The 16,983-nt window shown below is 68.1% G+C and carries 17 protein-coding genes and 1 pseudogene; 11 read left to right on the forward strand and 7 right to left on the reverse strand.

Going from position 1 to position 16,983, the window contains the following annotated elements; all coding sequences use genetic code 11:
- Positions 1-12: 12 nt before the first annotated feature.
- From ACV7NN_RS16200 to ACV7NN_RS16225, 6 genes are all read left to right on the forward strand, one after another.
- Positions 13-567, forward strand: coding sequence for a LytR C-terminal domain-containing protein (locus ACV7NN_RS16200; protein ID WP_463350588.1), 555 nt, complete (start codon positions 13-15; stop codon positions 565-567).
- A gap of 185 nt (positions 568-752) precedes the next feature.
- The gene (locus ACV7NN_RS16205) at positions 753-956 is read left to right on the forward strand and encodes a cold-shock protein (protein ID WP_463350589.1); all 204 of its coding nucleotides are present in this window, start codon (positions 753-755) and stop codon (positions 954-956) included.
- Between the two features lie 222 nt (positions 957-1,178).
- Complete coding sequence (gene groL / locus ACV7NN_RS16210) at positions 1,179-2,798, forward strand: chaperonin GroEL (protein WP_463350590.1); 1,620 nt, start codon at positions 1,179-1,181, stop codon at positions 2,796-2,798.
- A 191-nt stretch (positions 2,799-2,989) separates the two neighbouring features.
- A complete protein-coding gene (locus ACV7NN_RS16215) occupies positions 2,990-3,154 on the forward strand; it encodes a hypothetical protein (protein ID WP_463350591.1) in 165 nt (54 codons plus the stop codon).
- 258 nt (positions 3,155-3,412) lie between these two features.
- Positions 3,413-4,531, forward strand: coding sequence for a hypothetical protein (locus ACV7NN_RS16220; RefSeq protein WP_463350592.1), 1,119 nt, complete (start codon positions 3,413-3,415; stop codon positions 4,529-4,531).
- Positions 4,532-4,542: 11 nt separating this feature from the next.
- Positions 4,543-4,707, forward strand: coding sequence for a hypothetical protein (locus ACV7NN_RS16225; protein ID WP_463350593.1), 165 nt, complete (start codon positions 4,543-4,545; stop codon positions 4,705-4,707).
- A 90-nt stretch (positions 4,708-4,797) separates the two neighbouring features.
- On the opposite strand, the gene ACV7NN_RS16230 is transcribed toward ACV7NN_RS16225, so the two are convergent.
- Both ACV7NN_RS16230 and ACV7NN_RS16235 read right to left on the reverse strand, forming a co-directional pair.
- The gene (locus ACV7NN_RS16230) at positions 4,798-6,507 is read right to left on the reverse strand and encodes a sensor histidine kinase (RefSeq protein WP_463350594.1); all 1,710 of its coding nucleotides are present in this window, start codon (positions 6,505-6,507) and stop codon (positions 4,798-4,800) included.
- Positions 6,508-6,553: 46 nt separating this feature from the next.
- Entirely contained in the window at positions 6,554-7,246 is a 693-nt protein-coding gene (locus ACV7NN_RS16235; protein WP_055895214.1) for a response regulator transcription factor, read from the reverse strand.
- A gap of 213 nt (positions 7,247-7,459) precedes the next feature.
- Here ACV7NN_RS16235 and ACV7NN_RS16240 point away from each other — a divergent pair, with 213 nt between their 5' ends.
- The 3 genes from ACV7NN_RS16240 to ACV7NN_RS16250 are packed head-to-tail and all read left to right on the forward strand — an operon-like array spanning position 7,460 to position 10,368.
- Positions 7,460-8,683 carry an NAD(P)/FAD-dependent oxidoreductase gene (locus ACV7NN_RS16240; protein WP_463350595.1) on the forward strand — a complete coding sequence of 408 codons (1,224 nt, stop codon included), beginning with the start codon at positions 7,460-7,462 and terminating at the stop codon, positions 8,681-8,683.
- Entirely contained in the window at positions 8,670-9,623 is a 954-nt protein-coding gene (gene folP / locus ACV7NN_RS16245) for a dihydropteroate synthase (protein ID WP_463350596.1), read from the forward strand. Before ACV7NN_RS16240 ends, folP begins: the two co-directional genes overlap by 14 nt.
- Positions 9,616-10,368, forward strand: coding sequence for a pyrimidine reductase family protein (locus ACV7NN_RS16250; protein ID WP_463350597.1), 753 nt, complete (start codon positions 9,616-9,618; stop codon positions 10,366-10,368). The genes folP and ACV7NN_RS16250 overlap by 8 nt, the downstream gene beginning before the upstream one ends.
- 13 nt (positions 10,369-10,381) lie before the next feature.
- Here ACV7NN_RS16250 and ACV7NN_RS16255 read toward each other — a convergent pair whose 3' ends face one another.
- From ACV7NN_RS16255 to ACV7NN_RS16265, 3 genes are all read right to left on the reverse strand, one after another.
- Entirely contained in the window at positions 10,382-12,022 is a 1,641-nt protein-coding gene (locus tag ACV7NN_RS16255) for a DNA repair helicase XPB (protein ID WP_463350598.1), read from the reverse strand.
- Positions 12,023-12,163: 141 nt separating this feature from the next.
- Complete coding sequence (locus ACV7NN_RS16260) at positions 12,164-14,062, reverse strand: helicase-associated domain-containing protein (RefSeq protein ID WP_463350599.1); 1,899 nt, start codon at positions 14,060-14,062, stop codon at positions 12,164-12,166.
- A gap of 39 nt (positions 14,063-14,101) precedes the next feature.
- Positions 14,102-14,377 (reverse strand): hypothetical protein, encoded by a 276-nt coding sequence (locus ACV7NN_RS16265; RefSeq protein ID WP_463350600.1) that lies wholly within the window; start codon positions 14,375-14,377, stop codon positions 14,102-14,104.
- A 55-nt stretch (positions 14,378-14,432) separates the two neighbouring features.
- Between ACV7NN_RS16265 and ACV7NN_RS16270 the strand changes: the two genes are divergently transcribed.
- Together ACV7NN_RS16270 and ACV7NN_RS16275 are read left to right on the forward strand one after the other, a co-directional pair.
- Complete coding sequence (locus ACV7NN_RS16270; RefSeq protein ID WP_345761711.1) at positions 14,433-14,813, forward strand: cold-shock protein; 381 nt, start codon at positions 14,433-14,435, stop codon at positions 14,811-14,813.
- On the forward strand, positions 14,806-15,666 hold the full coding sequence (locus tag ACV7NN_RS16275; RefSeq protein ID WP_463350601.1) for a DUF3027 domain-containing protein: 861 nt from the start codon (positions 14,806-14,808) through the stop codon (positions 15,664-15,666). The genes ACV7NN_RS16270 and ACV7NN_RS16275 overlap by 8 nt, the downstream gene beginning before the upstream one ends.
- Here the strand turns inward: ACV7NN_RS16275 and ACV7NN_RS16280 are convergent.
- Positions 15,607-15,777: pseudogene (locus tag ACV7NN_RS16280) on the reverse strand (DUF2530 domain-containing protein); the annotation flags it as partial. The gene ACV7NN_RS16275 and the pseudogene ACV7NN_RS16280 sit on opposite strands and share 60 nt — an antisense overlap.
- Before the next feature lie 30 nt (positions 15,778-15,807).
- Positions 15,808-16,923: a phosphoserine transaminase gene (serC, locus tag ACV7NN_RS16285; RefSeq protein WP_463350602.1), complete on the reverse strand. Its 1,116-nt coding sequence runs from the start codon at positions 16,921-16,923 to the stop codon at positions 15,808-15,810.
- Between the last annotated feature and the right edge of the window lie 60 nt (positions 16,924-16,983).

Consider the following 16,983-nt stretch of genomic DNA (forward strand, 5'->3'; position numbering starts at 1 on the left):
CACCCCGAACAGATGGCAGAGAAATACCCGAAGGATCGCTTCGACGCGATCCCCGACGATATTCAGCGCGTCGGCGCCCACCGAGCTCCTCACCAGAAGGGGCGCGGCTGGATCGGTTTCGCCTGGGCCGTGGTCGCCACGATCCTCCTGATCGGCGTCGGCGTGTTCGGGCTCTACCTCATCAACGGCAGCATCGCCTTCAACGGTTCGCCCTCAGGCACGCCCTCGCCGTCGGTCACGTCGACCCCGACGCCGACCATCACCCCGACCGTCAACCCTGCGCTCAACGTGACCGTGCTGAACGGCACGACGACCGCCGGTCTCGCGAACCAGGTGGGCGACGCGCTCGTGGCGAAGGGATGGAAGGTGCAGTCCCGCGCCAACGCCAGCCAGTCGAACATCACGAGTACCGTCGTCTACTACTCGAACCCGAAGAATGAGGCCGCCGCCCTCGGTCTGGCCCAGTCCCTGCCCGGATCGACCGTCATGCTGACGCAGGACTTCGCCGAGACCGGCGCGGACCTGACGGTGGTCGTCGGCAGCGACTACAAAGCTCCGACGGGATAGCGCTTCTCACCGGGCATTACGGTCGCCGATGTTTCAGGCGTGTTTAATTCATGCCCATTTCAGGTAATTTCACGACCTATTGTCCTGATGGTCGTCCATTGCCGCCTTCGAAAGCATTAGTATCTGGTTTCAACGCGCTGGTGAATGTGCTACGCGCGGACGAAACACAGCAATGGGAGTAATAGATGGCGAACGGAACCGTGAAGTGGTTCAACGCTGAGAAAGGCTACGGCTTCATTACTGTCGATGATGGGGGACAGGACGTTTTCGTTCACTACTCCGCAATCGACATGAGCGGCTACAAGGTCCTCGAAGAGGGCCAGCAGGTCGTATTCGAGGTCGGTACCGGCAACAAGGGCCCCCAGGCCGAGTCGGTGCGTCTGGCGTAGCACAGCACGACTACTGATTCGAACGCCGTCCGGTCCGCCGGGCGGCGTTCGCTCGCGTTCGGCGCCCCCTGTCAGCGGGCACTCTGCGTTCACTTGCACTCGCGGCCCCCGAGTGCCAGAATCGTTCTAGCACTCGACGCGTTCGAGTGCTAACAATGAACACGGGCATTCGCCCGAAGTTCCGTATCTTTCGCAGACGTCCGGGAGGGACGAGAAACAACCATGGCAAAGATCATTGCTTTCAACGAGGACGCGCGCCGCGGACTCGAGCGTGGCCTGAACATTCTGGCCGACACCGTGAAGGTGACGCTTGGCCCGCGCGGTCGCAACGTCGTGCTCGAGAAGAAGTGGGGCGCTCCCACGATCACCAACGATGGTGTCTCCATCGCCAAGGAGATCGAACTCGACGACCCGTACGAGAAGATCGGTGCCGAGCTCGTCAAGGAGGTCGCCAAGAAGACCGACGACGTCGCAGGTGACGGCACCACCACCGCAACCGTCCTCGCCCAGGCTCTGGTCAAGGAAGGCCTCCGCAACGTCGCCGCCGGCGCAGACCCCATCACGCTGAAGCGTGGCATCGAGAAGGCCGTCGAGGCTGTCACCGCCGAACTCATCGCCTCTGCCAAAGAGGTCGAGACCAAAGCGGAGATCGCGGCCACCGCATCCATCTCGGCCGGCGACACCACCATCGGTGAGATCATCGCCGAGGCGATCGACAAGGTCGGCAAAGAGGGCGTCGTCACCGTCGAGGAGTCGAACACCTTCGGCACCGAGCTCGAGCTGACCGAGGGCATGCGCTTCGACAAGGGCTTCCTGTCGCAGTACTTCGTCACCGACCCCGACCGCCAGGAAGCGGTGTTCGAAGACCCGTACATCCTGATCGCGAACCAGAAGATCTCGAACATCAAGGACCTTCTGCCCGTCGTCGACAAGGTGATCCAGGCCGGCAAGCAGCTCCTCATCATCGCTGAGGACGTCGACGGCGAGGCCCTGGCCACGCTCGTCGTGAACAAGATCCGTGGCATCTTCAAGTCCGTCGCCGTCAAGGCTCCGGGCTTCGGCGACCGCCGCAAGGCCATGCTGCAGGACATCGCGATCCTCACCGGCGGCCAGGTCATCTCCGAAGAGGTCGGCCTCAAGCTCGAGAACGTCACCCTCGACCTGCTCGGTACGGCCCGCAAGGTCGTCATCACCAAGGACGAGACCACGATCGTCGAAGGCGGCGGAGACCCCGAGCAGATCGCGGGCCGCGTCGCCCAGATCCGCAACGAGATCGAGAACACGGACAGCGACTACGACCGTGAGAAGCTCCAGGAGCGTCTCGCGAAGCTCGCCGGCGGCGTCGCCGTCATCAAGGCGGGTGCCGCGACCGAGGTCGAGCTCAAGGAGCGCAAGCACCGCATCGAAGACGCCGTGCGCAACGCGAAGGCGGCCGTCGAAGAGGGCATCGTCGCCGGTGGTGGCGTGGCGCTCATCCAGGCCGGCAAGAACGCGTTCGCGAAGCTCGAGCTGACCGGTGACGAGGCGACCGGCGCGAACATCGTGCGCGTCGCCATCGAGGCTCCGCTCAAGCAGATCGCGATCAACGCGGGCCTCGAGCCCGGCGTCGTCGTCGAGAAGGTGCGCAACCTGCCCGTCGGACACGGCCTCAACGCCGCGACCGGCGAGTACGTCGACATGCTGGCCGCCGGCATCAACGACCCGGTGAAGGTCACCCGTTCCGCGCTGCAGAACGCAGCGTCCATCGCGGGCCTGTTCCTCACCACCGAGGCCGTCGTCGCCGACAAGCCGGAGAAGAACCCGGCACCCGTCGGCGACCCGACCGGTGGCATGGACTTCTAAGTCCGTCGCAACACCTCGAAGAGGGCGTCTCCCATCTGGGAGGCGCCCTCTTTCTTGTCCGGCCCGTCGAGTCGTCGCTAACCGCCCATCCCGTGCGGCTTTTCGGTCGGTTACCGACCACTCGACAGCGCGGGCGCGCTGAGCCGCACGGGCCGGCATGACGGCGACGGGCGGGCCGTACGCTGGGGAGCATGGATCTCGGCTTCGTACACAGCATGATCGTGCTCGCCATCATCCTGGCCATGCTCGCCGGGCTGACCGTGGTCGCCTACGTGCTCATCCGTTGGATGGTGCGGTTCACCCTCTCGGGACGACCCGACAGGCCCCGCGAGCCCGGTCCCGGTCCGGAGGACTGATCGCGTCCCAGCCGGCGTCGAGTCCGGGAAAAGTCCGCGCAATTCGGCGGCTTCGTCGGACTTTTCCCGGACTCGTCGGGGCCGATAGACCCATAAGTTGGCGAGGGTGCGATAGGTCGCCCTTCGCATCGCTGAAACGCACTTTCAGCATCCCTCGCCGGATGCGCGGGCGATCGTTGTGGATTTGAGACGATCGTCTCCTGACGGGGCCTGGCTGCGCATCGCTACGATGTGTTCACTGGGGAGCCGGGGGAACATATGAAGAATCAGGCATACAGGGCGGCCCTCGGGGTGGGCGTCATGGTCGCTCTCACCTTGAGCGGATGCGCGCCCCAGGGCGCGGAGGATCCCGGCACCGACCCGGGCACACCCAGCCCGACCGTGACACCCTCCGCAGCTGCGCCGTCGCTCGCGCTCGACTGCGCTGCACTGACCGACGAATCGACGGTGTCGACACTCCTCGGCGTCACTGTCACCCGGATGGATGCCGGCGCCCGGGCGGTGTCCGACGCCACCCGCACGCACGGGCAGTTGGCCGCGGCGGGCGGCGGATCCTGCCTCTGGGGCAGCGCGGGCGCGGACGACGTCGAGAAGTCGAGCGCCCGCCTCACGATCGACGTCCTGCCGAAGGCCGACGGCGCCTGGCAGCAGCTGGCGGCCTGGTATGCGTCGACGGCGACCCCGGGGGCGGACTACAACGGTCACCCGTCGCGCGGCGGGGACTGCAGCCAGAACTACTGCCACACGAACATCCTCGTCGGTGATGTGTGGATCGCTGCAGAGGCCAGTTCCCCGCAGCGCCCCACGATCAGCGAGGCGGACTTCCACTCGCTGATGCAGCACGCGGTCGACGCGGTGGCGCCGATTGCCGGGACGGCGAGGGGAGTTCTTCCGCCTGCGCCGCATCCGTCATGCATGGACGACGCGTACGCCGAGGCAGCCGCGTCGAGTTTCGGAGTCCCTGTGGCTTCGTATCTGGCGCCGGAGGAGGTGTTCCGCATCCAGGCTGCAGTGGCCTTGGTGCCGAACGCCGAATTCTGCATGTACCAGCCGAGCACAGATGGATCAGGCGGCGTGCTGGCCAGTCTGACCGTGATAACCGATGGGGCCGCCGCGTTCGGCCAGTACCGTGAGCAACTTGCGGCGCGGGGCGTCACGATTCGCGACGTGTCGTTCACGTCGGGCGGGACGACCTACAGCGCGATCCAGCACACCCTGCCTGGCGTCGAGTGGGAGACGACGTCGGTCGACCTCGTGTCGGACGGGGACTGGCTGTCGGTCTCGAGTACGAACGTGTTCCCCGATCCGGCCGGGGGCACGCTGTCTTTCGCGAAGTGGGTCGTGGCGAACAGGCCGAGCGACAGCGCCAAGAGCTAGGCGCGAAGAGCATGGATCTCGACTTCGTACACAGCATGATCGTGCTCGCCATCATCCTGGCCATCCTCGCCGTACTGGCCGTGGTCGCCTACCTGCTCGTCCGTTGGATGGTGCGCTTCACCCTCTCGGGACGCCCCGACAAGCCGCGCGATCCCGATTCCGGTCCGAAGGACTGATCGCGCTCCCGCCGGCGTCGAGTCCGGGAAAGGTCCGCCCGAAAACGCCGAACCGGGCGTACTTTTCCCGGGCTCAACGGGCCGATAGACCTACGCGGCGGGCGCGATCGGCTGCGGGGCGGCGGGGGAGCCCGCCAGGGGCAGCGCCACACGGAAAGTCGCTCCTCCGCCGTCGGTCTCGATGACTTCGACGGTGCCGTTGTGGGCCGCGACGATCGACGACACGATCGCGAGGCCGAGCCCGCTGCCGCCGGTCTCGCGGGCGCGTGACGTGTCCGCACGCCAGAAGCGCTGGAAGATCTTCTCCCGGATCTGCGGGGGGATCCCCTCGCCGTGGTCGATGACCTCGAGGATCGCCCGGTCGGTCTGGTGGTTCACCTGAACGAGGATCTCGATCGGGCTGTCGTTCTGCGTGAAGCGCATCGCATTGCCCATCAGGTTGGTGACCACCTGGCGGATCTTGTTCTCTTCGGCCATCACGATCGCCGGATCGCTCGGCGGCGGCCAGGGCAGCGACACCTCGGGCTCGGCGATGACGACGACTCCGCCCGTCGTCCGTCGCGGACGCCGGCTCCGCAGGCGGGCCAGGGTCGCGCCGGCGAATGCGATAGGACCGGTCGCCGTGTTCGCGGTGGTCTGCGCCCGGTTGATCGCTCCCGCGCCGACCGCCTCGATCGGCTCAGTGGGGATGTCGTGGCTGCGCAGCACGGGCTCGGGGGTGAGCACAGTGACCACCCGGCCGGGCGACGACGCCTTCGCGTCCAGCGCCGCGTCGCGCGCGATCGGCACGAGGTCGACGGGCTTGAGATCGAGCGGCTTGGTCTCGTCGAGGCGGGCCAGTTCGAGGAGGTCTTCGACGAGTCCGCCCATCCGGATCGCCTCTTTCTCGATGCGGTCCATGGCCTGGGCGACTTCTTCGGGGGACTGGAGGGCGCCCATCCGGTACAACTCGGCGTAGCCCCGCACCGACACGAGCGGTGTGCGCAGTTCGTGGCTGGCGTCGCCCACGAAGCGGCGCATCTGTTCGATCGTGCGGGCGCGGTCGTTGAAGGCCCGGTCGATGCGGTTGAGCATGGTGTTGAGCGAGCGGTTGAGGCGGCCGACCTCGGTGTTCGGGGTGGCCCCGCCGAGGCGCTGGCTGAAGTCGCCGTCGGCGATCGCGGCGGCCGTCTGCTCCACCTCGCGCAAGGGCGCGAACGTCGTCGTGACGAGCATCCGCGTGAGCCCGGCTCCGACGATCACGACGATCACCCCGAAGCCGAGGAAGATGGCCAGGTAGCTGGCCATGATCGTATCGATCTGGTGGGTGGATGCGGCGACGATCGCGGTTCCGTACGCGCCGGCCGGCGACGTGAAGGTCACGAGCGACGCGCTCGCGCGGTAGAGCGTGTGCTTGTCGCGGCTGTTGAGGTAGAACCCGTTCTGGCTCATCTCGCGGCCCTTGGTGAGGTTGACCGTTGCCGGGACGACGGGGCGTTCAGCCGTCGGCTCGTTCTTCCAGTTGTAGTCGATCAGGTTGCCGTCGGCGTTGTAGAGGGCGACGAAGTAGTCGGATGCGCTCCCATCGGAGGCGATCTTGTCACTGTTGCTGGTGCGCGACGCGAGGTACGAGTTGAGGTTGTTCGGCTGCGAGGCCGCGTTCAGCTGCGCGTCGAGCTGCGCCAGAAGCACCGGCTTGAGCATCGCCATCGTGCCGATGCCCGAGACGAGCAGGCCGAGCGTCAACATCAGGACGGTCACGCCCGTGATCTTGGTACGGAGCGAGATCGCGTTCCATCGATCCAGGAGTGATTCGTGCATGAGGCCGCCAGTTTATGCAGCGAAGCTGGGCCAATAGTGAGTGGGGCTAGACTTTCGCCGCCTTGAGCATGTAGCCGAAACCGCGTTTGGTCTGGATGAGCGGCTCGCTCGAATGCGCGTCGACCTTGCGTCGCAGGTAGGAGATGTAGGACTCGACGATGCCGGCGTCGCCGTTGAAGTCGTACTCCCACACGTGGTCGAGGATCTGCGCTTTGCTCAGCACGCGGTTGGGATTGAGCATCAGGTAGCGCAGCAGCTTGAACTCGGTGGGGCTGAGCTCGATCGCCGTGTCGCCGACGAAGACCTCGTGGGTGTCCTGGTCCATCGTGAGTTCGCCGGCGCGGATGACCGCGTCTTCATCGGCCTGCATGGTGCGGCGCAGGATCGCTTTGATGCGTGCGACGATCTCGTCGAGGCTGAACGGCTTGGTGACGTAGTCGTCGCCGCCGACGGTGAGGCCGGTGATCTTGTCCTCGGTGTCGTCTTTCGCGGTGAGGAACAGGATGGGGGCCGTGTAGCCGGCGCCGCGCAGGCGTTTTGTGACGCCGAAGCCGTTCATATCGGGGAGCATGACGTCGAGGATGATGAGGTCGGGTTCCTCTTCGAGGACCGCGGAGATCGCCTGGGCACCGTTGCCGACAGCTCGCACGGCGAAGCCGGCGAAGCGGAGGCTGGTGGTGAGAAGATCGCGGATGTTGGGCTCGTCGTCGACGATGAGAATGCGTGGTCCGGCGTTCATGGGAACTAGTATCTGCGCGTTGACTGAGACTTGGCTGAGAGGGCGCGGTGTGCACTCGGTGCCGGGCGTGTGTCCGGCGTGTGACCGCCCCGCGAACGGCGTGCGAACAGCCCGCGAGCGCTCCGCGAAACCGCCGCGAGTCGGATGCGCGCCCTTGACGAACCCGTCACCGCACCTTAGCTTCGGCACAGGCAGCGACGGAAGGAACCACCCATGACCGAGCGCACGATCGTCATCGTCGGCGGAGGTCTCGCGGGGGCGACTGCGGCCACGACGCTCCGCGAGAAGGGCTATGAGGGGCCCATCACGCTGGTGGGCGCCGAGGCGCATCGTCCGTACATCCGCCCACCGCTGTCGAAGGAGTACCTGAACGGCGGCGACCGCGACGACGTGTTCGTGCATCCATCGCAGTGGTACGCGGACAATGCGGTCGACCTGGTGCTCGAGACGACGGTCACGTCGATCGACCCCGGCGCGCACGAAGTCGTTCTCGAGGACGGGGGCCGCCTCGGATACGCGAGCCTCCTGCTGGCGACCGGAGCGACCGCCCGTAGGCTGGCCGTTCCCGGGGCGGACCTCGACGGCGTGCACACACTGCGCACCCTCGAGGACAGCGACGCTCTGCGGGAGGAGTTGTCGGGTGGGGGCCGCCGGGTCGTGATCGCCGGTTCGGGCTGGATCGGCCTCGAGGTAGCGGCGTCCGCGCGCCAGTACGGCAACGAGGTCACGGTCGTCGGCCACGACGCCATCCCGTTGCGCTACGCGCTCGGCGCAGAGCTCGGCTCGGTCTTCGAGTTGCTCCACCGGGAGCACGGCGTCGAGTTCCGGATGGGCACCGCACCGGCCGAACTGCACGGCTCGGCCGGACGGGTCGTCCAGGTGACGACGGATGGGGGCGAGCGGCTCCCCGCGGATCTCGTGATCGCTGGGATCGGCGCGGCACCCAACACGGGTCTCGCCGAAGCCGCCGGACTGGCGCTCGGCAACGGCGTCACCACGAGTGCCGCGATGCTGACGAGTGCCCCAGACGTCTACGCCGCCGGCGACGTCGCCGACCCGTTCCTCCCCGCGATCGGGCAGCACTTGCGCAACGAGCACTGGGCGAACGCGATCGCCGGCGGCACGGTGGCCGCCCGCGCGATGCTCGGTGAAAACGCCGCCTACGACGACATCCCGTACTTCTATACCGACCAATACGATCTGGGGATGGAGTATTCGGGGTACGCGCCGCTCGCCCGCGGCGCGGAGGTCGTGTATCGCGGAGACCCGGAGTCCCGCGAGTTCATCTCCTTCTGGATTCGCGACGGCCGCGTGGTCGCCGGGATGAACGTGAACGTCTGGGACGTCAACGACCAGGTGCAGCGACTGATCCGGTCGGGCGCGCAGGTCGATCTCGACCGGCTCACCGATGAGGACGTACCCCTTGACACTCTCTGACGGCCTCGCCGCCGCAGCCGCCGCATCCGCCGGCGCCCGCAGACCGTACCTGCCGCCGCTGCGCATCCCCATCCGCCGGATCGGCGCGCGCGCCTTCGACTTCTCCCGCCAGGTCGCGGTGATGGCCGTGGTGAACCGCACACCGGACTCGTTCTACGACAAGGGCCGCACGTTCGCGCTCGACGCCGCCGTCGCCGCATCGTTCGCGGCCGTCGAGGGCGGAGCCGACTGGGTCGACATCGGCGGTGCGCCCTTCGCGCCCGGCGCCCCGGTCCCGGCCGTCGACGAGGCGGAGCGCGTCATCCCCGTCATCGCCGAACTGCGGGCGGGGTCGGATGTGGTGATCTCGGTGGACACGTTCCATGCGCAGGTCGCGCGCGACGCCATCCGCGCCGGGGCCACGGTCGTCAACGACACGACCGGCCTCAGCGACCCTGGTCTGCTCGCGGTCGTCGCCGACAGTGAGGCGACCCTCGTCATCACCCACAGCCTCGCGGCCCCGCGCACACAGTATCCGCGGCCCCACTACGACGACGTCGCCGCGGACATCGCACGCTACCTGTCGGAGCGGGTCGATCGTGCGCTCGCGGCCGGAGTGCCCGAGGAGCGGATCGTGGTCGATCCTGGCCACGACCTCAACAAGAACACCCTGCAGTCGCTCGAGCTCACTCGACGGCTGTCCGAGATCGCGGACCTCGGCTTTCCGACGCTCGCCGCGGTATCGAACAAGGACTTCATCGGCGAGACCCTGCAGGCCGACCGAGCGGCGCGGCTAGAAGGTTCGATCGCCGCGGCCGTCGTCTCGATCATGAACGGTGCCCGCATCATCCGGATGCACAACGTCGCCGCCTCCGTCGCGGCGACCCGGATGACCGAGGCCATCCTCGGCCTGTGGACGCCGCAGGGCCTCCGCCACAACATGGGCGACGCGAATGAGTGAGACCCCGATCACGCGGGTGTTTCCGGTTCCGGTCGTCGACGCGCTCAGCGACGACGACATCACACGGCTTTACTCCGACGGCGTCGCCGAGCCGTGGGTGCGGGCCAACTTCGTCTCCAGCGTCGACGGCGCTGCGACGCACCAGGGCTTGTCGGGTGGCCTTTCGGACCCGGCTGACCACCGGGTGTTCGACCTGCTGCGGCGGCTCTGCGACGTCGTCGTCGTCGGCGCGGGCACTGTGCGAGCCGAGGGGTACGGCGCAATGCGGGTCAACGACGCCGGGGAGCGGGCGCGCATCGCTGCCAGGCTCGCACCGCATCCGGTCTTCGCGATCGTCTCGGCCAGCCTCGACCTCGACCCGTCGAGTCCGATCTTCGCGGACGCGCCGGTGCGTCCGCTCATCCTGACCACCGAACTCTCGCACAGGAGCCAACGTGCCACGCTCGAGACGGTGGCGGATGTCATGGTCTGCGGGCACGAGCGAGTCCAGGCGGATGCCCTGGTGCGGGCACTCACGGAGCGCGGGCTCGCGCGCATCCACTGCGAAGGCGGCCCGCATCTATTCGGCGGCCTGATCGCCGCGGGGGTGCTCGACGAGCTGTGCCTCACGGTGAGCCCACGGCTCGAGGCCGGGGTGTCGACGCGCATCGCGACCGGGGCGTCGCCCATCGCGCCGGTGGGGCTGCGGCTGGCCCACACGCTCGTGGCGGGCGACACGCTGCTGCTGCGCTACCTGCGCGCGTAGGGCGCGCCGGTCGTCACGCGGCCAGGGAGTGCGCGTCCAGGATCGTGTAGCTGTACCCCTGCTCCGCCAGGAAGCGCTGGCGGTTCTGTGCGAAGTCCTGGTCGACGGTGTCGCGGGCCACGAGCGTGTAGAAGTTCGCCGACAGGCCGGACTCCTTCGGGCGCAGCAGCCGTCCGAGCCGCTGCGCCTCCTCCTGTCGCGAGCCGAACGATCCGGAGACCTGGATGGCCACGGTCGCCTCGGGCAGGTCGACCGAGAAGTTCGCCACCTTGCTGACCACCAGGACCGGCGTGATGCCCTCGCGGAACTCCTGGTAGAGGCGTTCGCGCTCGTCGATCGGCGTCGCGCCGGTCAGTCGCGGCGCATCCAGTGCATCCGCAAGCTCGTCGATCTGGTCGAGGTACTGCCCGATGACGAGGATGCGCTCGCCGTCGTGCCGGGCGACGAGGCGGCGCACCACATCCAGTTTCGCCGGAGCGGTCGCAGCCAGCCGGTACCGCTCCTCGTCGGCCGCGGCGGCGTAGGAGAGCCGCTCCGACTGGGGCAGGTCGATGCGCACCTCGTAGCAGGCCGCGGGGGAGATGAAGCCCTGCGCCTCGATCTCCTTCCACGGAGCATCGAACCGCTTGGGGCCGATGAGGCTGAAGACGTCGCCCTCGCGGCCGTCCTCCCGCACCAGGGTCGCGGTCAGGCCGAGGCGGCGGCGGGCCTGGAGCTCAGCGGTCAGCTTGAAGACGGGCGCGGGGAGCAGGTGCACTTCGTCGTAGACGACGAGTCCCCAGTCGAGCGCGTCGAGCAGGGCGAGGTGCGCGTACTCGCCCTTCCGCTTCGCCGTGAGGATCTGGTAGGTCGCGATCGTGACCGGCCTGATCTCCTTCACCTGGCCGGAGTACTCGCCGATCTCGGCCTCCGTGAGCGTGGTGCGGCGCAGGAGCTCTGAACGCCACTGGCGCGCAGACACCGTGTTGGTGACGAGGATGAGCGTGGTCGTCTTCGACGTCGCCATCGCGCCCGCGCCGACCAGGGTCTTGCCTGCGCCGCAGGGGAGCACGACAACGCCGGAGCCGCCGTCGAAGAAACTGGAGACCGCCTTGTTCTGGTAGTCGCGCAGGTGCCAGCCGTCTTCGACGAGGTCGATCGGATGCGGCGTCCCCGGCGTGTAGCCGGCGAGGTCCTCGGCGGGCCAGCCGAGCTTCACGAGCTCCTGCTTGAGCTGCCCGCGCGCCCAGGCGGCGACCGCGAACGTCGTGTCGTCGAGGCGCTCGACGAGGAGGGGAGCGACCCGTTTGGCGCCGGCGATCTCCGTCAGGACCGCGAGATCGGTGGACCGGAGCACCAGGGTGCCGTCGTCGGCGCGATCGATGATGAGCCGTCCGTAGCGCGCGACCGTCTCGCCCATGTCGACGGAGACCGTCTGCGGAATCGGGAACTTCGAGTACTTCTCGAGCGTCGCGAGCATGTCCTCGGCGGTGTGGCCTGCAGCCCGCGCATTCCACAGGCCGAGCCGGGTGATCCGGTAGGTGTGGATGTGCTCGGGCGCGCGTTCCAGCTCGGCGAAGATGGCGAGGTCGTGGCGCGCGTCTTCAGCAGCGGGATGCGCCACCTCGAGGAGAACGGTGCGGTCGCTCTGGACGATCAGTGGGCCGTCGGACATAAGGAGGAAGTCTACGCCCGGCGGACGAACGCCTTCTGGATCCGGCCGGTCCGGATCGTCGGGTCAGGTCCGGCTGGTCCGGAGGGTCCGGCCAGGTCGGTCCGGCCGGCCCGGTGCGCACGGCCCGCTCGGGCCGCGCGGCTACAACGCGTCGCCCTCCCGCAGGCCCTGGATGCTCGACAAGGGAAGCGTGCGCTCGATGTCCGCCTCGCGGTCCCGGCCGCGCAACCGGCCGCCGCCGATCCCGGTCGGCTCGAGCAGGTACTCGACCACACGGCCGTCCGGCATCGCCACGCTCACCGCGATCGGGGTCTTGCCCCGGATCGCGCTGGAGATCTGGCGGGCCAGCCACTGCTCGCTGGTGTCGGACTCCTCCTCCAACTCCGCAACGCGCAGCCGGGCGACCAGCGCCGCAGCCGGGTTCGCCTCCGCGACCTCGGCCTGCCGGGCGACCCGGTGCCGGTGCAGCCCGACGATCGTGCCATCGGCATCCTCGGCGGCCACCGGATAGCGGGCGTCGCTGAGGGCCCAGAAGACGACATCCCGCGCGAACCTGCTGACGAGCCGGGTCGCACTCGTGCGGATGAGGGCGATCGCCCTGAGGGCCTGATCGACCTCGATCGTCTTCAGCAGTTCACGGTCCTCCGAGTGGACGACCGTTCGGGCGCCGTTCTCGGTGTCATAGGTCACACCGCCCGCGGCGCGAACCGCTTCGAGGTCGCCGATCCGCACGCGACCGTACCGTTCGGCCGCGTCCGTGATCAGGTAGTCGAGCGGCTGCGGGACCCCGGTCAGCGAGATCTCCGCGAGGAACGACCGAATGGTGTCCGCCGTCTCGCCGGCCGCGATCGCGCGACCGAGACTGCCGGCAGACACCCGGTAGGTGGATGCGAGGGCACGGCTCTCCACGTCGGCGATCGTGCGCAGACGCGCATCCACCGCCGGCACCAGGGGACCGGGCGAGACGACCGACAGGTCGTGCTGCAGGTAGACGCGGTTCACCTCGGGAGGGAACAGCGACCCGATCGACGCGGCCGCATCATCCGGCCGTGCTTCGAGGAGGAGGGTTCCCGCCGAGCTCGGCACGTGGCGTGCCGTGATCCCGAGCCATTCCGCGTCGCGCGTGTAGGCCGCCACGCGCAGTTGCAGCGCTGCGCCGCCCGCTGGATACGCCCATCCGATGAATTCCCGCAGGTTGTCGCCCCACGCGGCGTGCGTGCGTTCGGCGAGCACGCCACGCAGGTCGGCCGGCAGGGCATCGCGCCAGGCGACCGCGAGGCCCTCCCAGCGCTCTGCGGTCGGCGCATACTGCCACTCCGACCCCGCGTCGGTGGGCAGCCAGGTCGCGCTCTCCTGCGCGATCAGGCCGGCCCGTGCGGCCACGGAGACGACGGCCGGCACATCGGACACATCGACCGCGAGCGCGGCCGCGACGCGTTTGGTGGCGGGCAGCGCAAGGCCGCCCTTCTGCAGTTCGCGGGCGCCCTCGCGTGTCAGTTCGGCGATGAGTTCGGTGACCGTCGAGACGGCGGTGAACGCTCGTTCGGAGGCGAGACGGTCGGTGAAGCGCTGCTCCGTATCGGGCACGGGCGCCAGCGCCGGCGGAGGGGGAGCCTGGATGAGCGCGGCAGGACCGGGCAACCCGATGGTCGGCCAGGCCGCGAGTTGCGCGCTCACCGAATCGTAGGGTGCGTAGAGGTCGCCGTCGGAGAAGATGAGCAGCGCGGATGCGAGGGTCTCGAGTCGCGTGCGGACCGCATCCGTCGACTGCACCGGAACCGCGCCGCCGTCCTCGAGTGCGGCTGCGACAGCTGTGGGGGTCAGGGGCGCGGATGCGGTCAGCGCCGCCAGGACGGCCAGCGTCGGCCGGTCGAAGGCTGTGACCGCGCGCTGCACCGACTCGCGATCGAGAAGCGAATCGGCGAGATCGAAGAAATCGGACACGCCGTAGCGGGGGGTGCCGCGCTGCTGGATGATGGCGATGAGCGCATCATCGTCGAGCGCACGCAGGCGGGCGGCGAGGGACAGTGCACTCGTCATCGGAGGCTCCATCGCCCGTGCACGTCAGTCAGCCCGGCGTCAGCGCTGCGAATCGCGATTCGCTCGGCTCCTCTGCCGGAAACTATCGATGAGCACCACGATGAGGAGAACGAAGGCGATCGGCAGCCCGATCAGGGGGATGAAGAAGATGGTGGGCCAGATCCCGCTCCCCGAACCCTGAGCTGCGAACGCGCCCATGGCCGTGCCCGCGATGATCGCCACGATGGCGAGCACAGACAGGATGAAGAGGCCGGCGATGATGAACGCAAGGGTGCGCTGGAGTCGGCTCGGAGCCGGCGGGGTCTGTTGGGTCACGAAATCAAGGATAATTGAGGTTGGTCACAAGATTCCCCATGTGAAAGAGGTTCCCATGCCTACCGGCAAGGTCAAGTTCTACGACGACGAGAAGGGCTTCGGCTTCATCAGCTCCGATGACGGCCAGGAGGTCTTCCTGCACGCCTCGGCTTTGCCCGCCGGCACCGTGGTCAAATCGGGCACACGGCTCGAGTTCGGCATCGCCGACGGCAAGCGCGGCGCGCAGGCACTCTCGGTGCGCGTTCTGGATGCGCCCCCCAGCCTCGTGAAGATGAGCCGCAAGTCGGCCGACGACATGGCGATCATCGTCGAAGACCTCGTGAAGCTGCTCGACGGCATCGGGTCCAACCTCAAGCGCGGCAAGTACCCCGACAAAGCGCACGGCGCGAAGATCGCGGCCGTGCTCCGCCGGGTTGCGGACGACCTGGATGCCTGACGACCAGCAGAATCCTGCCGACGAAGCACTGACCTCCGCCGACGCGGCGGCGACGTCTGCTGACGTCGAAGCGGACGCAGCCGACGTCGAGCCGGCGGCTGACGCTGAGCCGATCGCTGACGCCGACGCTGAGCCGATCGTTGACGCTGAGCCGATCGCCGCCGCGGAGCCGCTCGACGCCGACGCCGAACTGCTCGACTCCGTCGACCTCGCGAGGGCCGCGCTGCTCGACGCCACCCCGGCGGAGACGGTCGGCCCGGTGGTCGGCCACATCGTCGAGGCACCGCACGTGCTCACCCTGCTCTTCGACGCCGCGCTGCCCGGTTATCCCGGCTGGCGCTGGTCTGTGACGATCTCGCGTGTCGACGGCGAGGCGGAGCCGGTCGTGCTCGAGACAGAGCTCATGCCCGGCGAGACATCGCTTCTCGCCCCGGACTGGGTGCCGTGGTCGGAGCGCCTCGCCGATTACCAGGCCTCCCAGGAGGCGCTTGCCGCCGAAGCCGTGTCGGACGACGAGGATGAGGACGACGACGAGGGCGACGAGTCGGAGGACGACGCGGACGATCTCGATGAGGACGACGACGATGACGACGATGATGAGGACGGCGATGTTGTTCCCGTCCTGCACAGCGGCGACATCGACGGTGTCGACATCGACATCGACTTCGACGATTCCGAACTCGACGACGATGCAGACATCGACACCGCGCTCGACCTCGAGGCCGAGGAGTCAGCGGCGCTTGATGCTGACGTAGACGAGTCCGACGACGCCGAGACCGACGCCGATGACGACGGTCCAGAGCCACCAGCCGTTGCCGGCGGCAGCGAGCGGAACGGCGAAGACCAGGACTAGCACCAGTGCGACGAGCCACAGCACCAGGCCCGTCGCAATGGCCTTCCGGTCGTCCGTCGCCACCGGCACCGGATCGGGCCGGCGCTCGCTGTCACGCAGCCAGAGTCTCATCGTCCGCTCATCCGGTGGTGCGCATCCGGCTCAGCCGAGGCGTTCCACGACGTACTCGATCGACGAGATGAGCGCGCGGACGTCATCTGGCTCGATCGCGGCGAACGTCGCGACGCGCAGTTGGTTGCGGCCGAGCTTGCGGTAAGGCTCCGTGTCGACGATCCCGTTGGCACGGAGCGTCTTCGCGATGGCGGACGCGTCGATCGCGTCGTCGAAGTCGATGGTCACGATGACCTGCGAGCGGTGCTCCGGGTTCGCGACGAACGGTGTCGCGTAGTCGACGCGCTCGGCCCAGTCGTAGAGTGCGCCCGAGGACTCGGCCGTGCGCGCGGACGACCAGGCGAGGCCGCCGTTCGCGTTCATCCACTCCACCTGGTTCTCCAGCAGGAGGAGCGTCGCGATCGCCGGCGTGTTGAGGGTCTGGTTGAGGCGCGAGTTGTCGATCGCGTTCTTGATGCTGAGGAACTCGGGGATGTAGCGGTCGCTCGCTGCGATGCGCTCGACCCGCTCGATCGCGGCGGGGGAGAAGAGCGCGAACCAGAGCCCGCCATCCGACGCGAAGTTCTTCTGCGGCGCGAAGTAGTAGACATCCGTCTCGGATGCGTTGAAGTCGACGCCGCCTGCCGCGCTGGTCGCGTCGATGACGGTCAGGGCTCCTGCGTCCCCGTTCACACGGCGGATGGGCGCCATCACGCCTGTGGACGTCTCGTTGTGCGGCCACGCGTAGACATCCACGCCCTCGACCGGTTGGGCCTCTGCACGCGAGCCGGCCGGAGCCTCGATCACGTGCGGCGCTTCGAGCCACGGAGCCTTCGACGCCGCGGCGAACTTGCTACTGAACTCGCCGAAGACGAGGTTCTCGCTGCGCTTCTCGATCAGGCCGAACGCGGCAGCATCCCAGAACGCGGTCGAGCCGCCGTTGCCGAGCACCACTTCGTAGCCGTCAGGGATGCGGAACAGCTCGGCGAGACCGGTGCGGGTGCGACCGACCAGATCCTTGACAGGTGCCTGCCGGTGCGAGGTGCCCAGCAGCGACGCTCCGGCGCCCGCGAGGTACTCCACCTGCTCCCTGCGGACCTTGGACGGCCCAGCGCCGAATCGACCGTCGGCGGGCAGCAGTTCAGAAGGAATGGTCACATCCGGCATAAAGCGAGTCTATTGGCACTTGTGGATAGGTGGGGCCAGGCTGTCATGCCCAGCCAGTAG

The organism is Leifsonia sp. Ger2509 (genome assembly GCF_055231915.1).